Here is a 26,256-nt window from a genome sequence, read left to right on the forward strand (position 1 = left end):
GCTTAGGCGGTGCGTTCGTTGCCGAACGCGTCGGGTCCGCGCAGGAACGCCGGCGCCTGCGCGACGGCTGGGGCGGGTTGTCCGTCGTGTTCGGTGCCGGCGGCGAGGATGCCCTTGACGGTGCGGTAGCTGGGGTCGCCAACCTCGAGGGCGCGGGCGCACGCCGCGTTCAGGCGGGCGTCGTCGTAACGGTCCCGCAGCCGCACGATGCCCTGGATGGCCCGGAGCCGGTGCAGGGCGTTGACCTGTGACAACTCGGCGACGATCGCGACCGCGCCGGGGCCGATCTGCTCGGCCTGCGCCCGGCACCAGGACACCGTCTGCAGTGCGTAGGCGATCTTGTGCGGTGGGTAGTGCTCGACGTTCGTCGACCGCCCCGACAGGTGCAGCACATGGGTGGCGACCACCTGCTCGCCCGCGAAGATCTGCACCATGTCGTTGCAGGTGCGGACCAGCATCTGCTGGCCGATCAGCCGCCAGGGCACCGAATACAGGGCCTTGCCGGCCTTGACGTGACAGTCCGGGGCGACCTTGCCGACCTGGTAGAGGACCGGTTCGAACGGTCTGGGTGGAAGTGTTGTGAGCCTGCGTCTTTCGATGGCGTCGAAGACGGCGGTCGGCTGGGCTCCGTCGAGGCCGCGGTGATTGTGCCGACCGTACACGTCGATGCACCAGGCCAGGGCGGCGTCCTGCATCTGCGCCAAGGAGGTGAACTCCCGTCCTTTCCAGAACGAATCCCGGATATAGGGCATCGGGCGTTCGATCCGCGGCTTGTCCTTCGGTTTGCCGGCGCGGGCGGGGTCGATCAGGACCCCGTAGTAGGCGGCGAGTTCGGCGTAGGCCCGGTTGATCTTCGGGTCGTACAAATCCGGCCGGTCGACCCCGGTCTTGAGGTTGTCGCACACGATCCGGGCGGGGACACCGCCGAAGAACTCGAACGCCGCCACGTGCGAGGCGCACCACGAGGACTGATCCATCCGCAGCACCGGCTGGACGAACAGCATCCGCGAGCAGCTCAGGATGATCGCGAACGCCCACACCGCCACCCGACGGTCGGTGACCGGATTGCGCCACATCCCGAGCTTGCCGTAGTCGACCTGGGCCTCGTCGGCGGGTGGGACCGCGCCCCGGGGCACCGTCACCTTCGCTTCGGCGACCTGATCGGCGAATTGCGCTGCCACATAACGACGTACCGTCGATTCCGACACCATGACGCCGTGGTCGTCACGCAGGCGTTGCGCGATCGTCGCGACCGTCACCGACGCGGTCAGCTGCCCATCGATCCAGTCGTGGTGCGCGGCGATCGCCGGCCATGTCACCGCCCGCGCTGCCGGGTCGCCGACCTCCGGGAACCATCCCGTGATCAACTCCCACCACAGGGCCTCCTCGAACTTCCCGCCCTCGCCCGGCGCCAACCCGGCCGCGACCGCCGGGGCCAGGTATTTCCGGATGGTCTTGCGGTCGATTCCCAGGGCCGTCGAGATCTGCACCTGGGATCGGCCGGCATGCCAGTGCCGGAACAACTCCATCAGATCGGTCATCGTCCACGTTCTCCTTGCCACCGTCAGGCCCCTTCCCGGGCCCGTTGTCGGTGGCCCAGTCAGGAGCGAACCTGTAGCAGCACCCGAACCCCCGCCAACACGCCCCAGGGTGGGGAATTACGTGACGGCGGGGTGGGGAATTACGTGACGGACAAACCCCTCAACCTGGGGAATTACATGACCGCTGACACCAGAACGAACAGTGCACCCCATGTGATCCTTGAAGAAGGTCAGCTGTCCAAACCTGGTGGGGAGAGGAGTCTCCTCACCGCAGCATCGACATAGAAGCTGGTCACACACGTATTTTAGTCCGCCGCAGCAGGAGTGCAGCAGCGGGTTTTCCGGAGCCGCCGCGCGGAAGCGGAGCACCAACACGGCCGCCGGACCCTCGGTGCGGTGCGTCCACCATCCGATTGTGAGAATGCGGCACCACCGGATTTGACCACCAAAGAGGAAATGTAATTGCTAATATTCTTAACTGGATAGGATGGAAGATTGGGGTGTACCGGCCGGTGTGAAGCCCGAGTCGTGCAAAAGGACACGAAAGGGTTTTCCGCTCGCCGGCCCGTGCGAGATGTCGTCGACTCACTCCCGGAGCGTGCGGTGGTGATGCAATGTACGGCCCGACGGCGCCCGCACCGGATCGACCGGGGCCGGCGGTATGACTCTCCATCCTCGCCGGACGGCAATGGAGGCCTCATGAATTCGATTGGCACCGTGATCCGGGCGGTACGCCCGTATCCGCAACGGTATGCGCCCAAGGGTTCGACGATCTACAAGTTCATCACGACCACCGACCCGAAAGTACTCGGGATGATGTACATGGTCACCTCGTTCACGTACTTCATGATTGGCGGATTGATGGCAATGCTGATCCGCAGTGAACTCGCGGTTCCCGGCCTGCAATTCCTGTCCAACGAGCAGTACAACCAGCTGTTCACCATGCACGGCGGCATCATGCTGCTGCTCTACGCGACACCGATCGTATTCGGATTCGCCAACTACATCCTGCCGCTGCAGATCGGCGCCCCCGATGTCGCGTTCCCCCGGCTGAACGCGTTCAGCTACTGGCTGTACCTGTTCGGTGCGCTGATCGTCACGGCGAGCCTGATCACCCCCGGCGGCGCCCCCGACTTCGGGTGGACCTCGTACGCGCCGCTGTCGAATGCGATTCACGCCCCCGGTGTCGGGGCGAACCTGTGGTTCCTGGGCCTGGCGGTCGCCGGGTTGGGCACAATCCTGGGCGGCGTCAACATGATCACCACCGTCATCTGCCTGCGCGCCCCCGGCATGACGATGTTCCGGATGCCGATCTTCACCTGGAACATCTTCATCACGATGATCATGGTCCTGCTGGTCTTCCCGCCGTTGACCGCCGCGTTCATGGGCATGTGGGCCGACCGTAATCTCGGTAGCCACATCTTCGACCCGGCGAACGGCGGCGCCCTACTCTGGCAGCACCTGTTCTGGTTCTTCGGCCACCCCGAGGTCTATATCGTCGCGCTGCCGTTCTTCGGCATCGTCTCGGAGATCTTCCCGGTGTTCTCCCGTAAACCGCTTTTCGGGTACACCGGCCTGATCTTCGCCACCCTCTCCATCGGAGCGCTGTCGATGGCCGTGTGGGCGCACCACATGTACGCCACCGGCGCCGTGCTGCTGCCCTTCTTCTCGTTCATGACGTTTCTCATCGCCGTCCCGACCGGGGTGAAGTTCTTCAACTGGATCGGCACCATGTGGAAGGGGCAGTTGACGTTCGAGTCGCCGATGCTGTTCGCGGTCGGCTTTCTGGTGACCTTCCTCTTCGGCGGCTTGTCCGGGGTCGTCCTCGCCAGCCCGCCCCTCGACTTCCACGTCACCGATACCTATTTCGTGGTGGCGCATTTCCACTACGTCCTGTTCGGCACCATCGTGTTCGCCACCTACGCCGGCGTCTACTTCTGGTTCCCGAAGATGACCGGCCGGATGATGGACGAGCGGCTGGCCAAGTGGCACTTCTGGACCACGTTCGTCGGCTTCCACACCACCTTCCTCGTCCAGCACTGGCTGGGTAACGAAGGTATGCCGCGTCGCTACGCCGACTACCTGCCCTCGGACGGCTTCACCATCCTGAACACCGTCTCGACGATCGGCGCGTTCGTCCTCGGTGCCTCGACGTTGCCGTTCCTGTGGAACGTCTTCAAGAGCTACCGGTACGGCGAGGTGGTCACAGTCGACGATCCGTGGGGTTTCGGCAACTCCCTCGAGTGGGCCACCAGCTGCCCGCCGCCGCGGCACAACTTCACCGAGCTGCCGCGGATCCGCTCCGAGCGCCCCGCGTTCGAGCTGCACTACCCGCACATGGTCGAGCGGATGCACGCCGAGGCGCATATCGGCCGCGGGCACGCCGGTACCGCCCTCCACGAGCCTCAGGGGTGCGACACCGCCGACCGCACACCCGAAAGCAGCTGACCCCTCGCCTGCAGGACCGACTCGACGAGACACCATCGACACCCGGTAGCGGAGAATGCGGCGCCACCGGACCCATACGACAGACCGGCGGACCAATTGCTAATATTCTTAACTAGATAAGATGGAAGTTCGACGTGATTCGTCCAGCAGTGTGCGCCCAGGCCGTTCCCCGTCGTCACGGTTGACTCGAAGGGACACCCACCCATGGCCGCAATGCCCGGCACGTTCGTCGCAGGGCTCGGACGAATCATCGAATTACTCACCGGGATCGAACCCTCGGAAATCGGCCTCGACAAGACTTTCGCCGGTGACTTCGGCATGGCTCCGCGTTCCGTCGCGGAAATCGCCGGACAGGTCGGGGACAAGCGCAGTGTCCGGATTACCGACGAGGGGCTCGCTGGTCGACACACGATCCGGACACCATGACCTGTACCGCACCGCACCGCGCTCTGAATTTCGACACCCAGGACCAGCCCCGCCGAGTACGCGATCAGCAACGCGTGCGACTTCGGTGGCCACAACACCGCTCTCCCTGTTCGCCCGCACCTGATCACCCGGCACCACCCATGCCCCCACATCTCCACGAAAACAAGGACCATGCCGACAGTCACCCTCAACAACATCCCGGTCAGCTACGCGATCAGCGGAACAGGACCACGGGTTCTGCTGATCATGGGCACCGGAAGCCCCGGACGCGTATGGAACACGTACCAGGTTCCGGCGCTGGTCAAAGCCGGGTTTCAGGTCGTCACCATGGATAATCGCGGGATTTCACATTCCCACGGTATCGAGGGCATGAGCATCGACGACCTCGTCGCCGATGCTGCGGCACTGATCGAACACCTCGGGGGCCCAGCCCATGTCGTCGGCACCTCGATGGGCGCGCGAGTAGTGCAGGAACTGGCCGTGGCCCGACCCGAATTGGTCATCAGAGCCATCATGATCGGGGCGACCGGAAAACCGTACCCGGTCGAGAGCGCACTGAACCGGGGCCAACAAGCTCTCCACGCGCAGGGTATCGAACTGCCCGCAACCTACGCCGCTGCAGTCACTGCGCTGCTGAACCTGTCTCCCCGGACCCTCGCGGACCCGCAGAAAGCGCAGGAATGGCTCGATATCTTCGAGTACTCGGCTCCCGCCACGACTTCATCGGGGGTGCGGGCACAGGTCGCGATGGATAGATCCCGCAATCGACTGGCCGATTACGCCCGTATCGTCGCACCCACCTTGGTCATCGGATTCGGCGACGACCGAATGACCCCACCGGAACAGGGCCGTGAAGTGGCCGCCGCCATCCCCGGTGCCCGATACCAGGAAATTCCACACTGCGGGCACTTCGGATACCTCGAGCAGCCTGACGCAGTGAACGCGCTGCTCATCGCCTTCCTGACAGGGAACCCCCTTCCCCGCACCCAACCGCGATGAACACTGGCCCGATCGCGGGAGACCGACACAACGCCGGGGCAGCTGAGTGTGGAGGTAGCCAATCACATGGGTAAGCAGACCGATGGCCAACCAGATGGTGAAGCCGCGGACTCGGCAACTCCCCAGGTGTCGAAGAGATAGGTGCCTCGGTGGTGAAACCGCACTCACATCCGCGGGGCCCTGAATCTGTGCGTACGCCGGTGATGGCCCGATCCAGTCCCGGTCCGACGGCATCGCGCAATCGACAAGTAGGGCAGCGATGAACCCGCGCAAGATCTTCCTGGTCCCCACGACCGATCACGAACAGATCCGCACCTGGATCCAGAAACATCGTGGGGCCCCGGCGAAGAGCCTGCATATGGCGGCGCCGGGGCGGCGCGGGGCCACGGTTCTTCGGATCGATTTCGTCGGTCTCCGGCCCGGTCCGGAGCTCGAACATATTACGTGGGGGGAGTGGTTCGCACTGTTCGACGAGCACCGCCTCGCTTTCTGCTTTCCCGTTACCGAGGACGGCACAGATTTCCAACTGATCTCCCGCGCAACGACGACGGACCCACCCCGAACTGAGCGGTCGGAGTGATGCGGAACCGGCAGATCCGCGTGCCCATTCCACCACCGGGGCGGCTCCACCACGGGGCGGCAGCCGGACAGGGGTGAACGCATCCACCCCACAGCCGTGCCCGACCTGGTCCATCGGTCAGACGGGTTGACAGGTCCCGTGCCGATACGAACGGCGGCGAGTCGAGGCGCCACCACCCGAACCGCCGCTGGCACCCGAGGCTTCACCAGTGAGAACAATCGAACCGGGAGCTGAGCGCACCTCGGACACAAAAACACGAACCGTGGCGAGCGCGGCAGGCGGACGCACTTCGGCCAGACGGAGAAGTGCGATTGGAACGTCGTACCGGTCATGCACCGCCGACAACCACGGCTTCGGCCACCGTCGGCCGGGAGGTACCGCCTGCCGATCGGTGAAGACGCATCCGCCGGAGCACCTCACGGCCTCGGCGGCGCCCGAGGATCAGATCTTCTTGACGACGCTCGACTTCAGTTGAATGGGACCGATTCCGTCGACCTTGCAGTCGATATCGTGGTCGCCCACGCCGTTCACCAGGCGAATGTTGCGCACGGTGGTGCCGGCCTTGATACCGGTGGGGCTGCCCTTGACCTTGAGAGTTTTGATCACCGTGACAGTGTCGCCGTCGGCGAGCACGTTGCCGACCGCATCTTTGATCGTGTCCTCTGCGGCGCCGGCGGGAGCGTCCGCCGTGGGAGCCCACTCGTGCGCACACATCGGGCAGACCAGAAGGGGACCCATCTCGTAGGTGTACGAGCTGGAGCACTCAGGGCACGGCGGCAAGGTCTCGTCCACCCGGGCATCCTACCTAGGGCCTCGTTCGGAACGGTCAGCTACTCGGAGCCATTGCCCCGCATGTGACTCGGCACCGAGGACTACCCGCGTCCGTCGGGGTATCCGGCACTGCGAGCGGTGTGGGTGTGTGCTCGACATGGTGGAGGATCGGCGGAGTCGTCATTGTCCCGCTGATCTCAGCGCCGGCGCGGTATGGCCATGACCACCACCTCGGCAACGGTTCCCGCGAAAATTACCGCAGCTGCCACCAGTGCTACCAGCCCACGCGCCATCTGAACCATCCCTTTCATTCGACCGGGCAGCGGTCCCATCCGGTCCTTTCCATCCGGTGCACTCACTCGGTGAGGCAACCGCGGGCGCCCCCTCGGTTGGCGCCATCGACGGGGTGCGAAGCCTTGCGACGGAATCTTCCCCGGCGTCGATCGTGTCGCCCATCGTGCACACCGTGCCACGCCGAGTCCAGAGACTCGGTCGGACTTCTTCGGCCGCCTCATGCTACTTAACAAATTACGCAACTGCTAATGTAATGGTGTTTCCGTGGGTGCGCACCGGCCGGGGGTGCGCACTCGCCCCCTGCTGCGTGGAGGAGCGATTGATGGCGACGCCGCTGCATCATCTGAAGTCGGACCGTGTCGGCACCTCGGAGCACGCGATGCTGCTCGGCGACGCGCCCACCGAACCGGTCGAGGACTCACGGAGTCCGGCGGAGGTACCGGGGGCCGGAGCGTGAGCGCCTCGGCGGGTGGCGCCTCAGGCGCGCGCGGGCGTGGACTTGTTCACCAGATCCGCCGGATCGGCCGAATCGCGGAAGCGGAACCGGTGCCGCCCGCCGGTCCCGGTGGCACCGCCGCCGACGGCATGGTGGAGCCCTTCCTGCCGGTGACCGGATCGATCCAGGTTCGCCATGTCGACGCCGGCTCCTGCAACGGCTGCGAAGTCGAGATCGCGTCCGCGTTCGGCCCGGTGTATGACGCGGAACGGTATGGCATCCGGTTGGTCGCGTCCCCGCGCCACGCGGACGTGCTCCTCGTGACCGGTCCGGTCACCCATAACATGGCAGACCCGCTTCGGGCGACGTACGAGGCGATGCCGTATCCCAAACGTGTTGTCGCCCTGGGTGACTGCGCACGCGATTGTGGTGTGTTCGCGGGCGGTTTCGGGGTGCTCGGAGCGGTCCGGGAGGTCATTCCGGTCGACCTCGAGGTTCCGGGATGTCCGCCGACCCCCGAGGCCATCGTGGCCGCGCTGCGGCGAGTGTCCGGCCGATGAGCCCGGTCGCCGCCGGTATGGCGATTGCCTTCATCGCGGCCGGAGCTGCCGCCGCGGCGGCCATGACGATGCCCGCTCGTGCGCGCCGGATCCTGGTCGGCCTGCTGACGACGCTCTCCGGTGCCGGTGGTGTGCTGGCGGGTCTCGGCGCTCTGGGGGGCCGGCCGTTCTCGCTGACGCTGCAGCAGGTGCTCCCGTTCGACGGGATCGAGTTGCACCTTGATCCGCTCTCGGGGTTGTTCCTGGTCCTGATCGGCGCGGTCGCGGCCGCGGTCGGGGTGTACAGCGTGGGATACACCAGCCCGGGCGGTCACCGCGGACACCAGGATCTTCCCCCCGGCGGTGGGGCGGGATCGCGCACCGCCCAGACCATGCTCCCGGTGTTCGTCGCCGCGATGCTGCTGGTGCCCGCGGCCGCCAACGTCACGACCTTCCTGGCGGCGTGGGAGTTGATGGCACTGGCGTCGCTGACGTTGGTGCTGGCCGAATACCGCTCACGAGAGCAGGTCGGCGTCGCCGGGCTGTGGTACGCGGCGATGACGCAAGCGGGGGTCGTGGCCATCATGGTGGGCTTCGCGTTGCTCGCCGCGGGTGTCGGCGGGGAGTCCTTCGACGCGATCCGCGAAGGTGCGCCGGACCTCTCCCCGCTCGTGCGGTCCACCGCGTTCGTGCTGGTGTTCATCGGGTTCGGGTCGAAGGCCGGTCTCGTTCCGCTGCATGTGTGGCTGCCCCGGGCGCACGCCGAGGCGCCGAGCCACGTCTCGGCCCTGATGTCGGCGGCGATGGTCAATCTCGGGTTCTACGGCATCATTCGGGTGGGTTTCGACCTCCTCGGTGGCGGTCCCCGGTGGTGGGGGTGGCTCATGCTCGCAGTGGGCACCGTGTCCGCGCTGTACGGGGTGCTGCAGGCGAGCGTCGCGACCGACCTCAAACGGCTGCTGGGGTATTCGACAACGGAGAACCTCGGCATCATGGTGATGGGCCTCGGCGCCGGTGCCGTCTTCGCTGCGGAAGGCAACCGAGTGCTGGCGAGCCTGCTCGTGGCGGCGGCGCTGCTGCACGCACTCAACCACGGCGTGTTCAAGGCGCTGTTGTTCCTCGGTGCAGGATCGGTGATGCGGTCGACCGGAACACGCGACCTCGACCAGCTCGGCGGGCTGGCCTCCCGGATGCCGGTGACCACCGCCATGGTCGCAGTGGGCGCACTCGGAGCCGCCACCCTGCCCCCGGGAAACGGATTCGTCTCCGAATGGCTTCTGCTGCAGGGATTCACCCACAGTCTCGGGATGGACGGTGTGACCGACACGGTGACCACCGTCGCGATGCCCCTCGCGGTCGCCGCCCTCGCGTTGACCACCGGGCTCGCGGTCGTCGCCTTCGTCAAGGCATTCGGGATCGGGTTCCTCGCCCGTCCGCGGACCGCCGAGGCGGCGGCAACGGTGGAAAGCCCGTGGAGTATGCGGCTGGCGATGGGCGCCGCGGCGCTGGTGTGCGCGGGCCTGGCGTGGTTTCCCGCCCTGCTCGGTACGTCGCTGGTGCGCGCGATCTCGGTGCTGCCCAGCGTGCGGGACGGTAATCCGATCGGCCGCGACGGGGTGACGATCCGGTTGGCCGGTATTTCCGGTTCGATGTCGCCCTTCCTGGTGGCGGTGGCACTCGTGGCCGGGATGGCCGCGGCCGCGGCCGGTGCGCGGTGGGCGCAGACCCGGATGCCGGTGCGGCGCGCCGTGCCGTGGGGGTCGGGGCGGCGCAGCCTGACACCGCGGATGGAGTACACCGCCACCTCGTTCGCGGAACCGTTGACCCGCGTCTTCGACGATGTGCTGCGCCCCGAACACGACGTGAACGTGACCCCGCACGTCGAATCCCAGTACCTGATCGAAAGTGTCAGCTTCCGGCAGAAGGTGCCGGACCGGATCGAGGCCCGGCTGTATCCGCCGGTGATCTCCGCGGTGCGCCGGTGGGGCGAGTGGGCGCGACGGGCGCAGAACGGTGACCTGCACCGGTACGTGGCGGTGGGATTCGTGGTGCTGATCGGTGTCCTCGTCGTGGTGGGGGTGACGGCGTGAGCGCCGGCCTGGGTGTCGACCTCGCGGCCGTCGCGATCCAGATCGCGCTGGTGCTCGTCGGCGCACCGCTGCTGGTCGGGTTCATGCGGCAGATCACCGCGCGGCTCGAGGGCCGGGCGGGCGCCGGGGTGGGGCAGCCGTGGCGCGACCTGCGCAAGCAGATGGGGAAGGAGCGGATCACCCCCGAGGGAAGCAGCGTCGTCTTCACCGCTGCCCCGCTGATCGTGTTCTCGACGGTGTTCGTGATCGCGGCGGTCTCGCCGTTTCTCACGACCCGGTCCCACCTGGACGGGGTGGCAGACCTGTTCGCGGTCGTGGGCCTGCTGTTGCTGGGCACGGTCGCGCTCGCGCTCGGGGCGTTGGACACCGGCACAGCGTTCGGTGGGATGGGCGCCAGCCGGGAAGTGATGGTCGCCGCCCTCGCCGAGCCGACCATCCTGGTGGCCGGGTTCGCGTTGTCGACCCGGGTGAACTCCTCCAACCTGGCGGCCATGGTCGAGGGTGTGGTGCATTCCCCCGCCCCTGCGCTGACACCGGCGAATCTTTTCGCCGCGGTGGCGATCGGCATCGTCGTACTCGCCGAAACCGGTCGGCTGCCGGTGGACAACCCGTCCAGCCATCTGGAGTTGACGATGCTCCACGAGGCGATGGTGCTCGAATATGCCGGCCCGCGGCTCGCCATGGTGGAGTACGCGGCCGCAATCCGCCTGACCACCCTGATCGGGCTGTGGGTGAGCCTGTTCCTCCCGTGGGGTGTGGCCACGGCGTCGACACCGGGGGCGGTGCTTGTTGCGGTGGCCGCGTTCGTCCTCAAGGTTGCGCTGCTCGGTGGCGCGATCGCTGTCGTGGAAGTATTCCTCGCCAAGTGGCGGTTGTTCCGGGTTCCCGAACTTCTCGCGGTGTCGTTCCTGTTCGGTGCCCTGGCCGTGTCGACCGCGTTCTTCCTGGGCGGGTGAGGCTGACGATGAGTTCGACGATGTTCAGTGAGCTGCTCGATCTGGCGTGTGGGGCGTTTCTGCTCACCGCGGCCGCGACGCTGTGGCGGCACAACCTGGTGGCGATCGTGCGGCTCACGGCGGCACAGGCCGTCGCGCTGGCCGTGGTGGCGGTGCTGATCGGGATACACGACGGGAACGGCGGCATGGGCGGTGTGGCCGCCGCCATCGGTGTACTCAATGGTGTCCTGCTGCCCACCGCCCTGCGGCGCGTCGTGCGCGAACAACCGTCGCCGGCCGCGCAGTCGCTGGTCAACGTGGCCGCGTCGATGGTCGCGGCCGTGCTGCTGACCCTGCTGTCGTACGCGGTCAGTCGCCCGGTGATCGGGTCGGCCCCCACCGAGACCGCGGCGGTGATCCCGCTCGCCCTGGCCGTGGTGTTCGTGGGGTTCTTCGCCGTGATCACCCGTCGGCCCGCGATCGCGCAGACAGTGGGATTCCTCTCGATCGTCAACGGGGTCATCGCGACGGCGCTGCTGACCACCGGCAGCGCGACCATCGTGACGATGACGGTGAGCCTGGATCTGCTGCTGTGGGTCTGGGTGCGCACCATCGACGATCGGGCCGCATTCGACGGCGCCGACCCGGACACGCTGCGGCAGCTGCGCGACTGATGGAGGACGAGCGAGTGACGTGCGAGGAGGGTGGCCGTGCTGCCCGTGTATGAAGTGGTGGCCCGCGACTGGACGGCGACCGATTCCGCCGCACCGATCGCGTTGATGCTGCTGCCCGTCCTCGTCCCGCTGCTCGTGGCGGGGGCAGCCCTGGCCGGGTGGCGGCGACGTCTCGGATGGATGACGGTCGGGGCGAGCCTGGTGATCGGACTGGGCGGTGTGGCCGCCGCCGTGATCACCTCCGACGGCTCGACGGTGACCGCCGGACCGCTGCGCGCGGACGCCCTCACCGCGGTCATGCTCCTGATCATCGGCGCGGTGGCCGTCGTGGCCACCTGGGCCGGGATCTACCACCTCGACGCGCACCAGCGGGCAGAACGCAGCACCGAGCAGCAGGTTCGGATCCACGGTGCGGGGGTGCCGCTGTTCCTGGCGGCGGCCGCCCTCGCGGTACTGGCCGGTAATCTCGGGCTGCTGTGGATCGCGATGCTCGCGATGACCGTGGCCACCGCCTTCCTGATCGGATCGGCCCGCACCCGCGCCTGCTGGGAAGCGCAATGGAAATACGTGGTGATTGTCTCGATCGGTCTCACGTTGGCCGGACTGGGAACGGTCCTCGTCCATGTCGCCGCGGCACACGGGTCGATGATCGAACACCGTTCGCTGGACTGGGCCTTTCTCTCCGCGCACGCCGCCCAGCTGGACCCGGGAGTGCTGCGCATCGCGACACCGCTGTTGCTGATCGGGTTCGGAACCGCAGCCGGGCTGGTTCCCCTGCACAGTTGGCTGCCCGATGCGCACGGCCAGGCCCCGGCCCCGGTCGCGGCCCTGATGTCGGGGTGCCAGTTGCCGGTGGCGGTGTACGCGTTGCTCCGCTGGAACCGTGTGGTCGCGGCCGGGCTGGATACCGGATTCCTGCGCGCACTGCTCATCGCGGTTGCGCTGGCGTCGCTGCTGTTCGCGATGTCGATGGTGGTCGCCCAGCGGGACTACCTGCGGCTGCTCGCCTATTCGAGCATGCAGTACATGGCGTTGGCGGTGTTCGGACTCGCGATCGGCACCCCAGTCGCGGTGGCCGCGGCCCTGCTGCATCTGCTCGGTCACGGTCTCGGCAAGGCCGTCCTGTTCTGCGGGGCCGGCCAGCTCACCGGCCCCGGCGGCAGCACCGAATTCGATGATCTGCGTGGCCTGCTCAGCCGTCACCCCGCCGCGGCCGGGGTATCGGCCCTCGCTCTGGCCGCCCTCCTGGGCTTTCCGCCCTTCAGTCCCTTCGCCAGCATGCACTCACTGCTGAACGCCGGCATGGACTCGGGACTCCTGGCGGCAACGGCGGTGGTGGCCGCCGCCGTGGTGGTCCTCTTCATCGCGGTCGCCGCCCGGGTAACCCCGATGTTCTTCGGTTCCGCCGGGCAGTCGGCACAGCCGGTTGTGACCGGGCGGGCGCAGAGCGTGCCCTTGGTGCTGGGCCTGATCGGGTTGGCCCTGCTCGGGGTCCTCTCGTTCCCGCTGCACGATCTGCTGATGACCGCAGGCACGTTGGTGGTCGAGCGATGACCGGCAACCTCCCTGAGCGCTTCCCCATGAACCTGCGCAGCAACCGCGGTACCCGCGCTGTCACCGCCGACGAGCTGGTCCCGGTGACCGAAACTCTTCTGCGGCACGGTTTCCGGCTCACTCTGGTTGCGGCGCACGAAGATGCGGACGAGTTCCGGATCGTATACCTGTTCACCGCCGGCCAACCGGACCGGCGGGTCGAGGTGGTGCTGCGGACCGGCAAGACGACCCCCGTGATCCCCACCCTGGCCGCGGCATCGTTTCCTGCGGGCCGGTTCGAACGCGAAATCCGCGACCTCTACGGCATCACTCCGGAGCACCATCCGCTGGCCCGTCGACTCGTGCGGCATCAGCACTGGCCGCAGGGCTGGTACCCGATGCGCGCCGATGCCGGATCCGCTCCCGATTTTGCCCCCGCGGACGAGCCCTACCCCTTCGTCACCGTGGGCGGGCCGGGCGTGTACGAGATTCCGGTCGGACCGGTGCACGCCGGGCTCATCGAACCCGGCCACTTCCGGTTCTCCGTGGTGGGGGAAACCATCCTCAAGCTCAAGGTGCGACTATGGTTCACGCACAAGGGCATCGAGAAACTCGCCGAGGGCAGGAGCCCCGAAGACGGGCTGACCCTGGCCCAACGCATCTCCGGCGACACCACCATCGGGCACAGCCTCGCCTACAGCCTCGCCGTCGAGGACACCGCCGGATGGGAGGTTCCCACCCCGGCGGTGACCCTGCGGGCGATCCTGCTCGAGATCGAACGCATCTACAACCACGTCGGCACCCTCGGCGGCCTCTGCAACGACGTCGGATACGCCATCGTGAACAGCCACGCGATGAGAGTGCGTGAACAACTCCTGCGACTGGGCGCCGAAATGACCGGACACCGGCTGATGCGGGGCGCCGTCTTCCCGGGCGGTGCGCAGGTCCGCACGCTGCCCGATCGGGCGCAGCTATCGGCAATCGCCGCGGACATCGACGCGATCACCGACCTGGCCCTGCGGAACAGCATCGTGCGTGACCGGTTCACCGGCACCGCGGTCCTGGCCGCGCAGTCCGTCCGCGACCTCGGCGCACTGGGCCCCGTCGCGCGGGCCTCCGGTGTCGACCCCGACGCCCGCCGCGATCATCCATTCTTACCCGATACCGCCGGCGTCGGATCGGCGACCCAGACCGCAGGGGACGTGATGGCCCGGTTCCTGGTGCGCGCCGAGGAGGTCACGCACTCGATCGAGTTGCTGCAGCGCCTGCTTCCGATGGCAGCACCCGGCGTCTTTGCGGGTGCACGCCCCTCGCTCGCCGGCCCGGGATCGGGAGTCGGACTGGTGGAGGGCTGGCGTGGCACCATCGCGCATCGGGTGGAGATCCGCGACGCCGCCCTGACCCGCCTCAAGATCGTCGATCCCTCGTTCATGACCTGGCCGGCACTCCCGGTGGCCCTCGCCGAGACGATCGTGCCCGACTTCCCACTGACCAACAAAAGCTTCAACCTCTCCTACGCGGGAAACGATCTGTGATCGAGGAGATAGGTGTGATCGAGGAGATTGGACGAGCAATCTTCTATCGGTATCTCTCCGCCACCTCTTCGTAACGGCAGACTGCACGACAGCGACAAGTCGTACCTGGTGCACAACACTTCTGACCGGCGGAGAGACAGAAGACTTCTGCACGGATCAAATCCGCGAACGGGGGAGTGGTCAGAAACTGGAACGTGCCATGTGGTGTCGGGGGGTGCCCTCCCTATTGCCTCACGTCAAGATGCGCGCGAAGTCTGATTCGTTGACTGACCCGAAAATCCCCTTCACCACGGGCGTACGTCGGTGACCCGGCGTAGCTTGTGGAGCCGGGTTTTATTGTGGCGGTGTTGGCTTCGGTTAGGCGGCGGTGTCGTCGATGAGTGCCTTGCCGTCGCGGATGGTGATCTTCTGGCCGGTGAGCGCTTGCAGCTGGGTGGCCAGGCTGCGGGCTCGGCGCTCGGCGTTGATCCGCGATTGGAAGTGGCCGGGCCCGAGATCGGTGAACCGCGCGGTGGGGTCGGACAGCAGGTGCCAGGCGGCGATGAGCGCGCTGTTGCCGGTGGCCACGACCGCTTTGGGCTTGCCGCGGCGTTTGGCCAGCCGCCGGTAGCGTTCACCGAGGAAGGTGTCGGTGCGGGACAGGCTGAACACGATCCGCCCGACGGTGCCGGCGATCCACGGGTTGCCCTTGCCGCGGCCTTTCTGTTTGGACCTGCCCGCCGACTCGTGCACCTGGGGGCAGGACTTGGCCCACGACACCAGATGCCGCGGGGTCGGGAAGCGCCTCATATCGACGCCGATCTCACCGATCAGTTCGGCGGCCGCGATCGCGTCGACCCCGGGCAGGTCGCACAGCCGCGCCGCCTGCCCGGAGAAAGGGGCGATCGCCACCTCGATCTGGCTGTCGAGTTCGGTGATCTGGGCACTGATGCGGTCGGTGTTGTCCAGCATCATCCGCAGCATGGTCGCGTGGTGGTCGGTGAAGAACCCGCGCAGCGCCTCCTGCAGTTGGACGGTCTTCACCCTGGCCCGCCCCTTGGCCAGCGTGGCCAGCGAGTGCGGGTCTCGCCGCCCGGCGACGAGCGCTTCCATCATCGCGCGGCCGGAGACGCCGTGGATGTCGGTGAGCACCGTGCCGATCTTGATCTGGGCGTCCTCGAGCAGCTTCTCCACCCGCTGCCGCTCCCGGCTGCGGTCGCCGACCAGGGCCCGCCGGTACCGGGTCAGATCCCGCAGCCGCCGGATCTCGGGCGGGTGCACCAACGACGGGCGGCACATGCCCCGCTCGGCTACCTTCGCCAACCAGACGGCGTCGAGCTTGTCCGTCTTGGCCCTACCCGGGGTGTTCTTCACTTCCCGGGCGTTGACCAGCCAACACTCGAAGCCCTCGGCCTCGAGCAGGTAGTACACGCCCTTCCAGTAGTCGCCGGTGGCCTCCATCACCACCCGCTCCACCCCCCACTGCCGAAACCACACCGCCATCGCCAGCAGCTCGGCGGTCGTGGTCGGGTACTCGCGCACCTCCTGCATCCGCCGGCCCGGCCTCGACCGGTGCGGCACCCGCACACACGCCACCAGTGCGGCCTTGCCCAAATCCAGCGCCGCGATCCGCTCCACGTGCAACTCGACCTCGTCGACCTCTTCCATTGACCTCACATCCTCGAATCGTGAACCAACACTGGCGGTGGCCGCCCGCAGGAGCCGACAGGGATCGGGTGTGAGTCGGACCCTCGTGCTCGTAGCGACATTGCGCGGCCCCACAACACGGCTCCCAGGATCAAGCTGACCGACGGGCTCATCCGCGCCAAGAAGACACCGACCTAGCCGAGCGGCCGCACCGATTTTCCCGCATGCGCGGCGTCCCCGGCGGGACTGTCCGGTAATCGGTTGATCTGAGTCTGGCCGACACGCCGAGCTTTGCTTGGCGGGAAGGCGGAATCATGACCGAGACACTCGATCCTATGGATCAGACGAAGATCGATCACCAGAAGTTGGCGCAGCAACTGCTGGCGCAGGCCAAGGCGGACGGCGTGGAACTGGTCGGACCGAACGGACTACTCAACCAACTCACAGCGAACGTGCTCGAAACCGCCCTCGAAGCAGAGATGGAAGAGCACCTCGGCTACGAAAAACACCAGGTCGAAGGGAGGAACGGAGGGAACTCCCGCAACGGCAGACGAGCGAAAACGGTGCTGACGGAGATCGGACCGGTCGAAATCCAAGTACCCCGTGATACCGATGCCTCGTTCGATCCACAGATCGTCAAGAAACGACAGAGACGGCTCACCGGTGTCGACGAGATCATCTTGTCGCTCTCATCGAAAGGCCTCACCACAGGCGAGATCGCCGCCCATTTCGACGACGTCTACGGCGCCTCGGTGTCGAGGGAGACGATCAGCAAGATTCCCCCGAGCACTGCGTGCAGGGAGGTACCCCCACCGACAAAGTTCTCGCGGAGATGGCCGAATGGTCCGTCCGGCCCCTGGACCCGGTGTACCCGGTGATCTTCATCGACGCCATCCATGTCAAGGTCCGGGACGGTCAGGTCACCAACCGGCCGATCTATGTCGCGATCGGCGTCACCGTGAACGGGGAACGCGACATCCTGGGACTATGGGCCGGTGACGGTGGTGAGGGCGCGAAGTTTTGGCTCGCCGTCCTCACCGAGCTCAAGCATCGGGGTGTCGCCGATGTGTGCATCGTGGTGTGTGACGGATTGAAGGGTCTGCCGGACGCGATCACCGCGGTGTGGGATCGAACGATTGTCCAGACCTGTGTCATTCACCTATTGACTGAACTACCGCCGGAGTTCTTGCAGGTCATGGCCGGTGCGGATACGGTTCGTTGCCATGATCGAATCCGATGGCAGTCCGCGGGATCTGGCCGCGCTGGTGGTGGGTCGCCGGGGTTCACTGATGGAGACCGGCGAGGGGTGGCAGCCGTGGCGGCTGCTTGATCCGGACGGAGCGCCGGTCGCAGCAGTGACCGCATTCTTCAGCGACTTGAGCGCAGCGGGCCGATCGGCGGCGACGCAGCGGTCGTATGGGATGGCCTTGCTGCGCTGGTTCCGGTTTCTGTGGGCAGTCGAGGTGCCGTGGAACGAGGCGACCCAGGTCGAAGCCCGGGACTTCAGCATCTGGATTCGATCGTTTGACAAGCCGAGTCGGCGAGAGCGCGCGCCGGAGCCGAAACCAAACCCTGTGACCGGCAAGGTCGGTCCGGGACGCAAGTACGCGTCCTCGACCCGAGCGCATTCGGAAACGGTGCTGCGCAGCTTCTACGAGTTCCATCGAGAAACTGGCAGCGGACCGATGATCAACCCGTTCCCGTTGTCGCGGGGGCGAAGCCGGGATGGTCGCGCGAATGCGCATCATAATCCGATGGAGCCGTATCGGCGTGAACGCTCGGGGCAGTATCGACCGCGGCTGGTGCCCCGAATCCCGCGCAGCATTCCGGATTCGTGCTTCGATGAGCTGTTCGTGCGACTGGGATCGCATCGCGATCGGGCGTTGGTTGCGTTCTGGGTCTCCACCGGTACCCGCGCGTCGGAGCTGCTGGGCTGCAAGAGAGCCGACGCCGACACGGGGCGACAGCTGATCACTGTGGTGCGCAAGGGATCACGGGTGCTGCAGCAGGTTCCCGCATCACCTGACGCATTCGTGTGGTTGAGGCTCTACCAGCAGCAGATGCACGGCCTGGTGTCCGCCGGAGGCGATGACCCGTTGTGGTGGACGCTGCGCAAGCCCTTTCGGCCGTTGACCTACCACGCGGCCCATCGCATGTTCACTCGGGTCAACGCGCTGCTGGACGCGAATTGGACGCTGCACGACCTCCGTCACACCGCTGCCTATCGGATGGCGCGTGATCCCTCGATGCCGATCACCGATGTCCAGTGGGTGCTCGGCCACGCGTCGCTGACCACGACGCAGATCTATACCAACCCCGTCCCGGAAGACGTGATCGCCTCGGTGCTGGCCCACCACGTCCGCCGCGCGAACCCAGACGACCAACAACGTGCCGGCGACGACACGTCAACCCAGCGATACCGACCCGAGTCGCTGGACGTGCTGTTCGGCAGAGGCGTCCGGTGATCGAGCCGTTCATCGCCGCACCGCCGCCGACCAGAGCCCTGCCCGATCCACGCTATAAGCCGTCGAGTCTGCAGACGGTCCCTCAGCTGCTGCACCAGTTCCCACCGCGACCGCTGCCGGTGAGTTGGGACGCGACACGGGACTCACGGGGCGAGGTGCTTGCGCGGGCACTTGCGCAGCCGCTGCTCGACGCCGACCGGCACGAGCAGTCACGACATCACCGTGGTCTGCTGGCGGTGCTGGATTGGCTGACCGAGTTCGCCGGCGTCACCTGGCAGGAACGGTTCCTCGACAGTATTGAGGCGCCTGCGGATAACCAGGGCTGGAAACACGCTGCAGCGCACTGGTGGTCGAGCACGCGACCAGAACCGACAACCGTCAAGAACGGCATCAATATGATAGCCATCGGCACCGCCTCGTTGATCTGCGCGGACGTGCTGCGGCCCCCGGTGGACTGGTTGATGAGCCCCAGAACGCCGAAAAACCTGGCCATGCGTCTGGAGCAGGCGCGTGATCCGCACGGGTGGGCGGCCTTGCGCGCAGCCTGCGACGCTGACCCGGCCGGGCGCTCCACGAAGACGAGGGCGCAGTGTCGGATCGCGGTCATCATGGCCGCCAAGGGCGGCACAGTCGCCGACATCACCGTCGGCGACTGCCTCGAGTTGCTGCAGGCCATCCAGCGGATCGGGGGCGGCAAGACCACCACCAGCGGCTATTTCTATCACTTGCTGCGCACCATCGGCGTCCTCGGCGCAGACGCTCCGTCCACGGTGCGGGTGTTCGGCACCACCGGGCAGGTCAGCGTCGAACAGCTGATCGACCGATACGGCATAGCATGCCGCCCCGTCCGAGACCTGCTGGTCGACTACCTGCGCGAACGCCAATCCACTGTCGACTACGTGACCCTGCAACGACTGGCCGGAACCCTGGGCAAATTGTTCTGGGCCGACCTCGAACACCACAACCCGGGCATCGACTCGCCGCGACTGGCCCCCGAGGTCGCCGCGGCCTGGAAGCAGCGCGTCCTCACCCGGGAGTCGGGCCTGTCCACCCTAGCGATGGTCCGGGCGTTCTATCTGGATATCGCGCAATGGGCGATGGAAGAACCCACACGATGGGGTCCGTGGGCAGCGCCGTGCCCGATCCGCAGCGACGAAATGTCGCGGACGAAAACCCTGCGGCAGCGCAAATCCCGCATGGATCAGCGCACCCGCGAACGACTTCCTGTCCTGCCCAACCTTGTCGCCGCCGTCAACACCGAGCGACGCCAGGCAGCAGAGTTGCTCCACGCAGCCCAAGCTGCTCGCCCCGGCGACACGTTCACCGCAGCCGGGCAGACCCTGCGCCGCAGCTTCCTGGCCGCCCGCGACGGTGGCGCGAAGATCTGGTCCGAGGATCCTACCGGCGGGCCCCGACTCGACTTGACTTTCCAAGAACACCAAGCGTTCTGGGCATGGGCAGTAGTTGAAGTGCTCCACCACACCGGGCTGCGCATTGAAGAACTCTGCGAGCTCAGCCACCACAGCTTCGTCCAATACACCCTGCCCGCTACCGGAGAGCTCATCCCGCTACTGCACGTCGCGCCGTCGAAGACCGACTGCGAACGGCTGTTGGTCATCAGCCCCGAGCTCGCCGACGTCCTATCGGCCATCGTCTGCCGTGTCCGCGGCGACGACGGCGCGGTTCCGCTGGTCGCCGCCTACGACTACCATGAGAAGGTCTGGAACCCGACGATCCCGCTGCTCTTCCAGCGGCACTACGGCGGCGAACGCCGCCCCATCACCCCACCGGCCGTCCGCCGACTGCTCAACGCGGCGCTGGTCAAAACCGCTCTCACCGACACCACCGGGCAACCACTGCGGTTCCTGCCGCACGACTTCCGCCGGATCTTCATCACCGACGCCATCATGAACGGCATGCCACCTCACATCGCCCAACTCGTCGTCGGCCACCGCGACATCAACACCACCATGGGCTACAAGGCCGTCTACCCCGAAGAAGTCATCACCGGCCACCGCGCCTTCCTTGCCCGCCGCCGCGCCCTGCGGCCCGGCGAGGAATACCGCACTCCCACCGACGCCGAATGGAACGAGTTCCTTGGGCATTTCGAGCACCGCAAGGTCGCCCTCGGAACCTGCGGGCGCGCATACAACACGCCCTGCATTCATGAGCACTCCTGTCTGCGCTGCTCGCTACTGCGACCGGACCCCCAGCAACGCGGCCGACTCACCGAGGTCCGCGACAACCTGCTCGCCCGTATCGACGAAGCCCACCGCGAAGGCTGGCTCGGCGAAGTCGACGGACTCCGCATCAGCCTCGCCGGAGCCGAACACAAACTCGCACAACTCGGCGAACTCACCACCCGCGCAGCTACCGTCCACCTTGGACTACCCCACTTCTCCCACCTCGTCGGCCGAACGGTCCGATGACGAACAGATCCCAAGCAAAACGGTCGTAGTTCAGAGAACATCTGCTCCGTAACACGTTTCGGTACGCGTCCCGAAGATATTGGGAGGAGATGTCACGGGATCTGCGACCGATCTATACCGCTGCCAACGAAGCTGCGGCGCGGGAGCGGTTCGACGAGTTCACCGGCAAGTGGGGCTCGCGGTATCCGGCGATCATCCGGCTCTGGCAGAACGCCTGGGCGGAGTTTATTCCCTTCCTCGACTAACGACGTCGAGATCAGGCGAGTCATCTGCTCGACGAATGCCATCGAGAGCCTCAATGCCCGGTACCGGCGGGCGATCCGGGCACGCGGGCACTTCCCGACGGACCAATCGGCGCTCAAGTGTCTATATCTCGCGACCCGGGCACTGGACCCGACCGGGAAGGGCAGAGCACGATGGGCAGTGAGATGGAAGCCGGCACTGAACGCATTCGCGATCACGTTCGAAGGCCGGCTCACCCCAAGTGAGAACTAAACCGATGTGCCAGATCCAGATCCACCGAATAACTGATAGTCCCTCCCCGGCAGGGGACCCCGGAGCTGACCCGAAAATAACGTGGTGAGTGGGCAGGCGACAGCACCCGGCGGAGCTTGCGGAGCCGGGTCATGTTGTAAGACGGTGTATTTGGCTATGCGGCGGGTTCGAGGGTGACGTGGTAGCCCATTGCGGTGAGTCGGGCGATGTGGTTACGCATCCTGCGTTCGGTGTTGATGCGGCTGGTGTGATAGTCGGCGCCGAGGTCGCAGAAGCGGGCAAACGGGTCGGTGAGCAGGTGCCAGACGATGACGAGGAGGGAACGGGCGACCGCGACCAGAGCTTAAGCTTGCCACGGTGTTTGAGAAGGCGTCGGTAGCGTTCGCCGAGGAAGGTGTCGGTTTTGGCGGCCACGGCGGCGGCCTCGCCGAGTGCGCCCTTGAGGTACGGGTTGCCCTTGCCGGTCTTGCCGCCGCGGGTGACGGGCCCGGACTGGACGGTGCGCGGGCGGAGTTTCGCCCACGAGACCAGGTGCGCGGCGGTGGGGAACTGGGTCATGTCCAGGCCTATTTCGGCTCAATGTCATCCTGGAGAGGTCCGGTGGGATTCGTTCGCTATTTCGCTGCCCCGGCTCGCGGGCTGGTGGCTTGTCCTGATGTGCGGTCCCACCCGGCCCGGAGGGTCGTTCGTGTGGCCTGATAGAAGCCTGCCGCTAATGCCCGATTGAGGCCTGCCCGCGAACGCACCGATCCGACGCCCAATAGCCCATCAACCGGATTGGAGTCGCCAGTGTTCGTGATCGGAGTCGACGCCCACAAATCCACCCACACACTTGTCGCTGTCGACGACATCGGCCGTCAGGTCGGGCAGCGGACCGTCAAGGCCACCACCGAGGGTCATCTGTCGGCGATCGAGTGGGCCGCTCAGTGGCCGCAGGTGCAGTTCGCGCTCGAGGACTGCCGCCACGTGACTCGGCGGCTCGAATCGGATCTGCTGCGCCGGGGCCACGCGGTCGTGCGCGTCAAGACCCAGTTGATGGCCCTGCATCGGCGTAGCGCCCGCCAGCCGGGAAAATCCGACCCCATCGACGCGCACGCCGTGGCGATGGCCGCGCTGCGTGAGGAGAATCTGCCGATCGCCCAACTGGACGAACCCACCAGGGAGGTCAAGCTCCTGTCCGATCACCGACGCAATTTGGTTTGTGAGAGAACGAAACTCGTCAACAGGCTTCGCTGGCACCTTCACGAGCTGGATCCTGAACTGGTGATTCCCGTGCGGGGGATTCGGCGGTACTGCGTCATGGATGAGCTCGCCGAACGGTTGACTGCGTTCACCGGTGTGGTCGCCCAGATCGCGGGCGATCTCCTCGACCGGTGCCGGCAGGTGACCGAGCAGGTCAACGATCTCGAGCGCCAGATCCGTGACCGGGTTCGGCGGATCGCGCCGTCGCTACTCGCGATACCCGGGTGCGGGGTTCTCTCCGCCGCCGTCATCATCGGCGAAACGGCCGACGCTCGACGGTTTCCCTCGAAAGATGCTTACGCGAAGTTCAACGGCACCGCTCCGATCCCGGTCTGGTCGGCCCACGAGCGGGTCCGCCTCAATCGCGGTGGCAACCGTGCCGTGAACTCCGCGCTGCACGCGATCGCCACTACGCAGGTCGCGCGCGGCGGCCCGGGTAAGGACTACGTGGCCAAGCTGCAGGCGGCGGGAAAGACGAAGCGGGAGGCCGTGCGCCTGCTCCGCCGACGTGTTTCCGACCGGGTGTTTCAGGTCCTGCGCACCAACGAATCTTCAATCGAAAACCGTTCACAAGGACCACTTTCGGCGGCGGCTTGACATAGAAGCATCGAGGATGCTCTGCGCCCCGGCCCGGCCGATGCCGGGGATTTCGGCGAGGCGTTCGACCGTGCTCGGCCCGGTGGCCGCGGTTTCGTCGGTCACGACGCCGCCGTCGGCGTCGGCCTGCGCCAGCAGGTGGTCGATGTGGGTGGTGGGGGTGCCGATCTGGCCGGACAGCGTGTCGATCTGATCGAGCAGCATCCGGGCCAGTTCGCCGTGGTGGTCGTCGAAGCGGCCGTGGAGCGCCTTGATCAGTGCCGGTCGTTTGGTCTTCATCCGGCGGCCCCGGGCCAGGTCGGCGAGCCGCCGCGGATCACGCTTGCCCGCGATCAACGCCTCGATCATGTCCCGTGCCGACAGCGTGTCCAGGGTGGACGCCACGGTCGACACCTTGATCAACGCGTTCTCGAGCAGTTTCTCGAGCGGCTGCCAGTAGCGGGTGCGTTCCCGGGTGAGATCGACCCGCAGCCGGGTGTAGTCCCGCAGCCGCCGGATCGGTGCCGGCGGCACGAACGAGGGCCGCAGCAGCCCCTTCTCGGTGAGCTTGGCCAGCCACACCGAGTCGAGCTTGTCGGTTTTGGGCCGCCCGGGCACGTTCTTCACGTCGCGGGCGTTGACCAGCTGCACGTCCAGCCCGGCCGCTTCGAGCAGGTAGTACCAGATCCGCCAGCAATCGGAGGTGGACTCGACGGTGACCTTCTCGATCTCCAACTCCACAGCTGTTCGGCGAGGTCGGTGCCCGCACCGGTGGTGGCCTCCACGTCCCACACCTTGCTGACCCGTCGACGCTGCCGCGGGGTCCGCACGCACACCTTGCCCGACGCCTTGGCCACGTCGATGGCACACACCCGCTCGATCACCAGCTCGTGATCGGCGTCGGGAATTTCTTCCGGCGTCGGTCCGTGTATCGGTTTCGCTCTCACTGCACTTGTCCTCCCATCGAGTCCACACATCTCACGGGGGCCGCCCGGGGGCCTCGGTCAAGGGAACCGAAATTCTGACCGGCGTGCTCGAAGCAACAGTGCGTGACCCTTCCAGGTCGGGCCCCGGCGCCAGGCTCATTCGCGGGCTAGCAGCCCAAGGAAACGTCGGCGTCGGACAGGCGACCCAATGCCATTTTCACGCCTGCGAGGCGTCCCGGGAACGGAACGGGGGGCTCATGTGCAATGTGTACCTGCACCGGCTGGACCGGGCATGGCGTCCCGCATACGGGACGCTGTCCCGTTACGCGGACGATGCGCTGGTGATGTGCCGGTCGAAGGGGCAGCCGGTGGCCGCCTTGGCGCGGTTGACCGCTCTGCTGGCCGACCTCGGTCTGCAACCGAAGGCGGCCAAGACCCGGATCGTGCAGCTGACGGTCGGGGGTGAGGGAGTGGACTTCCTCGGCTTCCATCATCGGCTGGTTCGGTCTCGGGCCGTCCACGGTACCGGTGACGTCGTCTACCTGGCTCGATGGCCCTCACGCAAGGCAATGCAGCATGCCCGAGACCGTATCCGGTTCATGACGATGCGGGCGCGGCTGGCTGCTCCGGTCGAGCAGGTCGTGCAGGAGATCAATCTCTTCCTGCGCGGCTGGGCGGGCTACTTCCGATACGGGAATTCCGCCCACGCCTTCGACAAGATCAGACGCTACGCGTTGATGCGACTGGCCCTGTTCATCGGGAAACGGCATCAACGCGGCCGCGGCTGGGGTTTCGTCCAGGTCTACCGATCACCGGACGAGCTCGGTCTGATCTCCCTCAATGGAATCGTCGTCGCACCCAGGGCACATAAGCCCTGGCGGGAGAAACCGAACACCGCCGGTGAAGGGCGTCGGTGAGCCGTGTGCGGGAGAACCGCACGCACGGTTCGACGGGCGGGAGCTGGAAACGGAGCACCCTGGCCACGGACACGGAGAAGAACACCCCGGAGGGAAACCCCCTGGGCACCAACGGCTCCGCGACCTACCGCCAGTACGTGCCACCGCGCCAGTTCCCGACCCAACCATCCTCCGACGGTCCTCAATCGCCCTTACCGCGGACTTTGCTCGGTACTCGCGACGAAATGTCCAGGACCGACCACGACGAAGGTGGCCGCGGCCGACCCTGCCTTCCGACCGGTGTCGTCCCATGCATCAGCATGGAGTAGCAGCCGACGTCCTTCGCGCTGGGCGACATGTGCGCAGAATGTGTAGGGATGGTGCAGCCGGAACGGCGCTTGGTACTCGATGGTGAGGCTGCGCGTGACGGCGAGCGATCCGACCGTGTATAGGGCGAATCCGAAGAGGTCGTCGAAGGCGAGGGCGACCGCTCCCCCGTGCGCGATGCCAGGGGCACCTACCTGGGCGTCGGAGAAGCGGTGGACCGCCTCGACGCCCGTCGTGGTGCGCACCACGTGCAGATGCAGGCCGGCGGGATTGTTGGGCCCGCACCCGGCGCAGTCCGGGGAGTGTGGTGGCAGCCTCTGGCCGATCTCAACCGTGTCCTGACCGGCGAGGTGCTCCGTCCACCGAGAGATCACTCCCCCATCGCCGGGCACGTTCCCTTCGCCACTGCCGGCGGGCGCCTGCTGGTCGCCGTGGTCGTGTGCTCCCGCCACGCGTGTCACTCCTCTTCTTCC

20 protein-coding genes and 4 pseudogenes are annotated in these 26,256 nt (G+C 66.6%); 17 read left to right on the forward strand and 7 right to left on the reverse strand.

The genetic code is table 11. The annotated features are described in order from the left end of the window. Positions 1–2: 2 nt before the first annotated feature. Positions 3–1,541, reverse strand: a complete 1,539-nt coding sequence (gene istA, locus GFS60_RS36510) for an IS21 family transposase (RefSeq protein WP_159929406.1) — start codon at positions 1,539–1,541, stop codon at positions 3–5. Positions 1,542–2,240: 699 nt separating this feature from the next. Between istA and ctaD the strand changes: the two genes are divergently transcribed. The 4 genes from ctaD (at position 2,241) to GFS60_RS36530 (ending at position 5,994) form a co-directional block, all read left to right on the forward strand. Beyond that, complete coding sequence (gene ctaD, locus GFS60_RS36515) at positions 2,241–3,989, forward strand: aa3-type cytochrome oxidase subunit I (protein ID WP_159929408.1); 1,749 nt, start codon at positions 2,241–2,243, stop codon at positions 3,987–3,989. Between the two features lie 204 nt (positions 3,990–4,193). After that, positions 4,194–4,415 (forward strand): phosphopantetheine-binding protein, encoded by a 222-nt coding sequence (locus tag GFS60_RS36520; protein ID WP_159929410.1) that lies wholly within the window; start codon positions 4,194–4,196, stop codon positions 4,413–4,415. A gap of 171 nt (positions 4,416–4,586) precedes the next feature. Continuing rightward, a complete protein-coding gene (locus GFS60_RS36525) occupies positions 4,587–5,414 on the forward strand; it encodes an alpha/beta fold hydrolase (RefSeq protein ID WP_159929412.1) in 828 nt (275 codons plus the stop codon). 259 nt (positions 5,415–5,673) lie between these two features. Continuing rightward, the gene (locus GFS60_RS36530; protein ID WP_159929414.1) at positions 5,674–5,994 is read left to right on the forward strand and encodes a hypothetical protein; all 321 of its coding nucleotides are present in this window, start codon (positions 5,674–5,676) and stop codon (positions 5,992–5,994) included. A gap of 441 nt (positions 5,995–6,435) precedes the next feature. On the opposite strand, the gene GFS60_RS36535 is transcribed toward GFS60_RS36530, so the two are convergent. Next, on the reverse strand, positions 6,436–6,786 hold the full coding sequence (locus GFS60_RS36535) for a zinc ribbon domain-containing protein YjdM (protein ID WP_159929416.1): 351 nt from the start codon (positions 6,784–6,786) through the stop codon (positions 6,436–6,438). Between the two features lie 176 nt (positions 6,787–6,962). After that, positions 6,963–7,124 carry a hypothetical protein gene (locus GFS60_RS36540; protein ID WP_159929417.1) on the reverse strand — a complete coding sequence of 54 codons (162 nt, stop codon included), beginning with the start codon at positions 7,122–7,124 and terminating at the stop codon, positions 6,963–6,965. A gap of 257 nt (positions 7,125–7,381) precedes the next feature. Between GFS60_RS36540 and GFS60_RS40065 the strand changes: the two genes are divergently transcribed. From GFS60_RS40065 to GFS60_RS36570, 7 genes are read left to right on the forward strand one after another with little or no spacing between them, the layout of a single operon-like run. Next, positions 7,382–7,516 carry a hypothetical protein gene (locus GFS60_RS40065; protein WP_268962678.1) on the forward strand — a complete coding sequence of 45 codons (135 nt, stop codon included), beginning with the start codon at positions 7,382–7,384 and terminating at the stop codon, positions 7,514–7,516. After that, positions 7,513–8,055: an NADH-quinone oxidoreductase subunit B family protein gene (locus GFS60_RS36545; RefSeq protein WP_159929418.1), complete on the forward strand. Its 543-nt coding sequence runs from the start codon at positions 7,513–7,515 to the stop codon at positions 8,053–8,055. Before GFS60_RS40065 ends, GFS60_RS36545 begins: the two co-directional genes overlap by 4 nt. Beyond that, positions 8,052–10,124 carry a proton-conducting transporter transmembrane domain-containing protein gene (locus GFS60_RS36550; RefSeq protein WP_201453715.1) on the forward strand — a complete coding sequence of 691 codons (2,073 nt, stop codon included), beginning with the start codon at positions 8,052–8,054 and terminating at the stop codon, positions 10,122–10,124. The genes GFS60_RS36545 and GFS60_RS36550 overlap by 4 nt, the downstream gene beginning before the upstream one ends. Further along, a complete protein-coding gene (locus tag GFS60_RS36555) occupies positions 10,121–11,080 on the forward strand; it encodes a respiratory chain complex I subunit 1 family protein (protein WP_159929419.1) in 960 nt (319 codons plus the stop codon). The genes GFS60_RS36550 and GFS60_RS36555 overlap by 4 nt, the downstream gene beginning before the upstream one ends. Before the next feature lie 8 nt (positions 11,081–11,088). Further along, entirely contained in the window at positions 11,089–11,733 is a 645-nt protein-coding gene (locus GFS60_RS36560; protein ID WP_159929420.1) for a hypothetical protein, read from the forward strand. 36 nt (positions 11,734–11,769) lie between these two features. Beyond that, positions 11,770–13,287 carry a proton-conducting transporter transmembrane domain-containing protein gene (locus GFS60_RS36565; RefSeq protein ID WP_236603717.1) on the forward strand — a complete coding sequence of 506 codons (1,518 nt, stop codon included), beginning with the start codon at positions 11,770–11,772 and terminating at the stop codon, positions 13,285–13,287. Beyond that, positions 13,284–14,801 (forward strand): hydrogenase large subunit, encoded by a 1,518-nt coding sequence (locus tag GFS60_RS36570; RefSeq protein WP_159929421.1) that lies wholly within the window; start codon positions 13,284–13,286, stop codon positions 14,799–14,801. Before GFS60_RS36565 ends, GFS60_RS36570 begins: the two co-directional genes overlap by 4 nt. A gap of 357 nt (positions 14,802–15,158) precedes the next feature. Here GFS60_RS36570 and GFS60_RS36575 read toward each other — a convergent pair whose 3' ends face one another. Further along, the gene (locus GFS60_RS36575; protein WP_159929422.1) at positions 15,159–16,448 is read right to left on the reverse strand and encodes an IS110 family transposase; all 1,290 of its coding nucleotides are present in this window, start codon (positions 16,446–16,448) and stop codon (positions 15,159–15,161) included. Positions 16,449–16,741: 293 nt separating this feature from the next. Between GFS60_RS36575 and GFS60_RS36580 the strand changes: the two are divergent. The 4 genes and pseudogenes from GFS60_RS36580 to GFS60_RS36595 form a co-directional block, all read left to right on the forward strand. Then, positions 16,742–17,592: pseudogene (locus GFS60_RS36580) on the forward strand (IS256 family transposase); the annotation flags it as partial. 58 nt (positions 17,593–17,650) lie between these two features. Next, entirely contained in the window at positions 17,651–18,892 is a 1,242-nt protein-coding gene (locus GFS60_RS36585) for a tyrosine-type recombinase/integrase (protein ID WP_159929423.1), read from the forward strand. After that, positions 18,889–21,321: a tyrosine-type recombinase/integrase gene (locus GFS60_RS36590; protein WP_236603718.1), complete on the forward strand. Its 2,433-nt coding sequence runs from the start codon at positions 18,889–18,891 to the stop codon at positions 21,319–21,321. The genes GFS60_RS36585 and GFS60_RS36590 overlap by 4 nt, the downstream gene beginning before the upstream one ends. Before the next feature lie 38 nt (positions 21,322–21,359). Beyond that, positions 21,360–21,816, forward strand: a pseudogene (locus GFS60_RS36595) (transposase); the annotation flags it as partial. 154 nt (positions 21,817–21,970) lie between these two features. On the opposite strand, the pseudogene GFS60_RS36600 reads toward GFS60_RS36595, so the two are convergent. Then, positions 21,971–22,392 (reverse strand): annotated as a pseudogene (locus GFS60_RS36600) (transposase); the annotation flags it as partial. A gap of 213 nt (positions 22,393–22,605) precedes the next feature. On the opposite strand from GFS60_RS36600, the gene GFS60_RS36605 reads away from it, so the two are divergent. Further along, on the forward strand, positions 22,606–23,655 hold the full coding sequence (locus GFS60_RS36605; protein ID WP_159929424.1) for an IS110 family transposase: 1,050 nt from the start codon (positions 22,606–22,608) through the stop codon (positions 23,653–23,655). 12 nt (positions 23,656–23,667) lie between these two features. Here GFS60_RS36605 and GFS60_RS36610 read toward each other — a convergent pair. Beyond that, positions 23,668–24,611: pseudogene (locus GFS60_RS36610) on the reverse strand (IS110 family transposase); the annotation flags it as partial. Between the two features lie 206 nt (positions 24,612–24,817). On the opposite strand from GFS60_RS36610, the gene GFS60_RS36615 reads away from it, so the two are divergent. Then, a complete protein-coding gene (locus GFS60_RS36615) occupies positions 24,818–25,477 on the forward strand; it encodes a group II intron maturase-specific domain-containing protein (protein ID WP_159929425.1) in 660 nt (219 codons plus the stop codon). A 191-nt stretch (positions 25,478–25,668) separates the two neighbouring features. Here GFS60_RS36615 and GFS60_RS36620 read toward each other — a convergent pair whose 3' ends face one another. Next, positions 25,669–26,235: a PaaI family thioesterase gene (locus GFS60_RS36620; protein ID WP_159929427.1), complete on the reverse strand. Its 567-nt coding sequence runs from the start codon at positions 26,233–26,235 to the stop codon at positions 25,669–25,671. Between the last annotated feature and the right edge of the window lie 21 nt (positions 26,236–26,256).

The organism is Rhodococcus sp. WAY2, assembly GCF_009859915.1.
Classification (GTDB): domain Bacteria; phylum Actinomycetota; class Actinomycetes; order Mycobacteriales; family Mycobacteriaceae; genus Rhodococcus_F; species Rhodococcus_F oxybenzonivorans.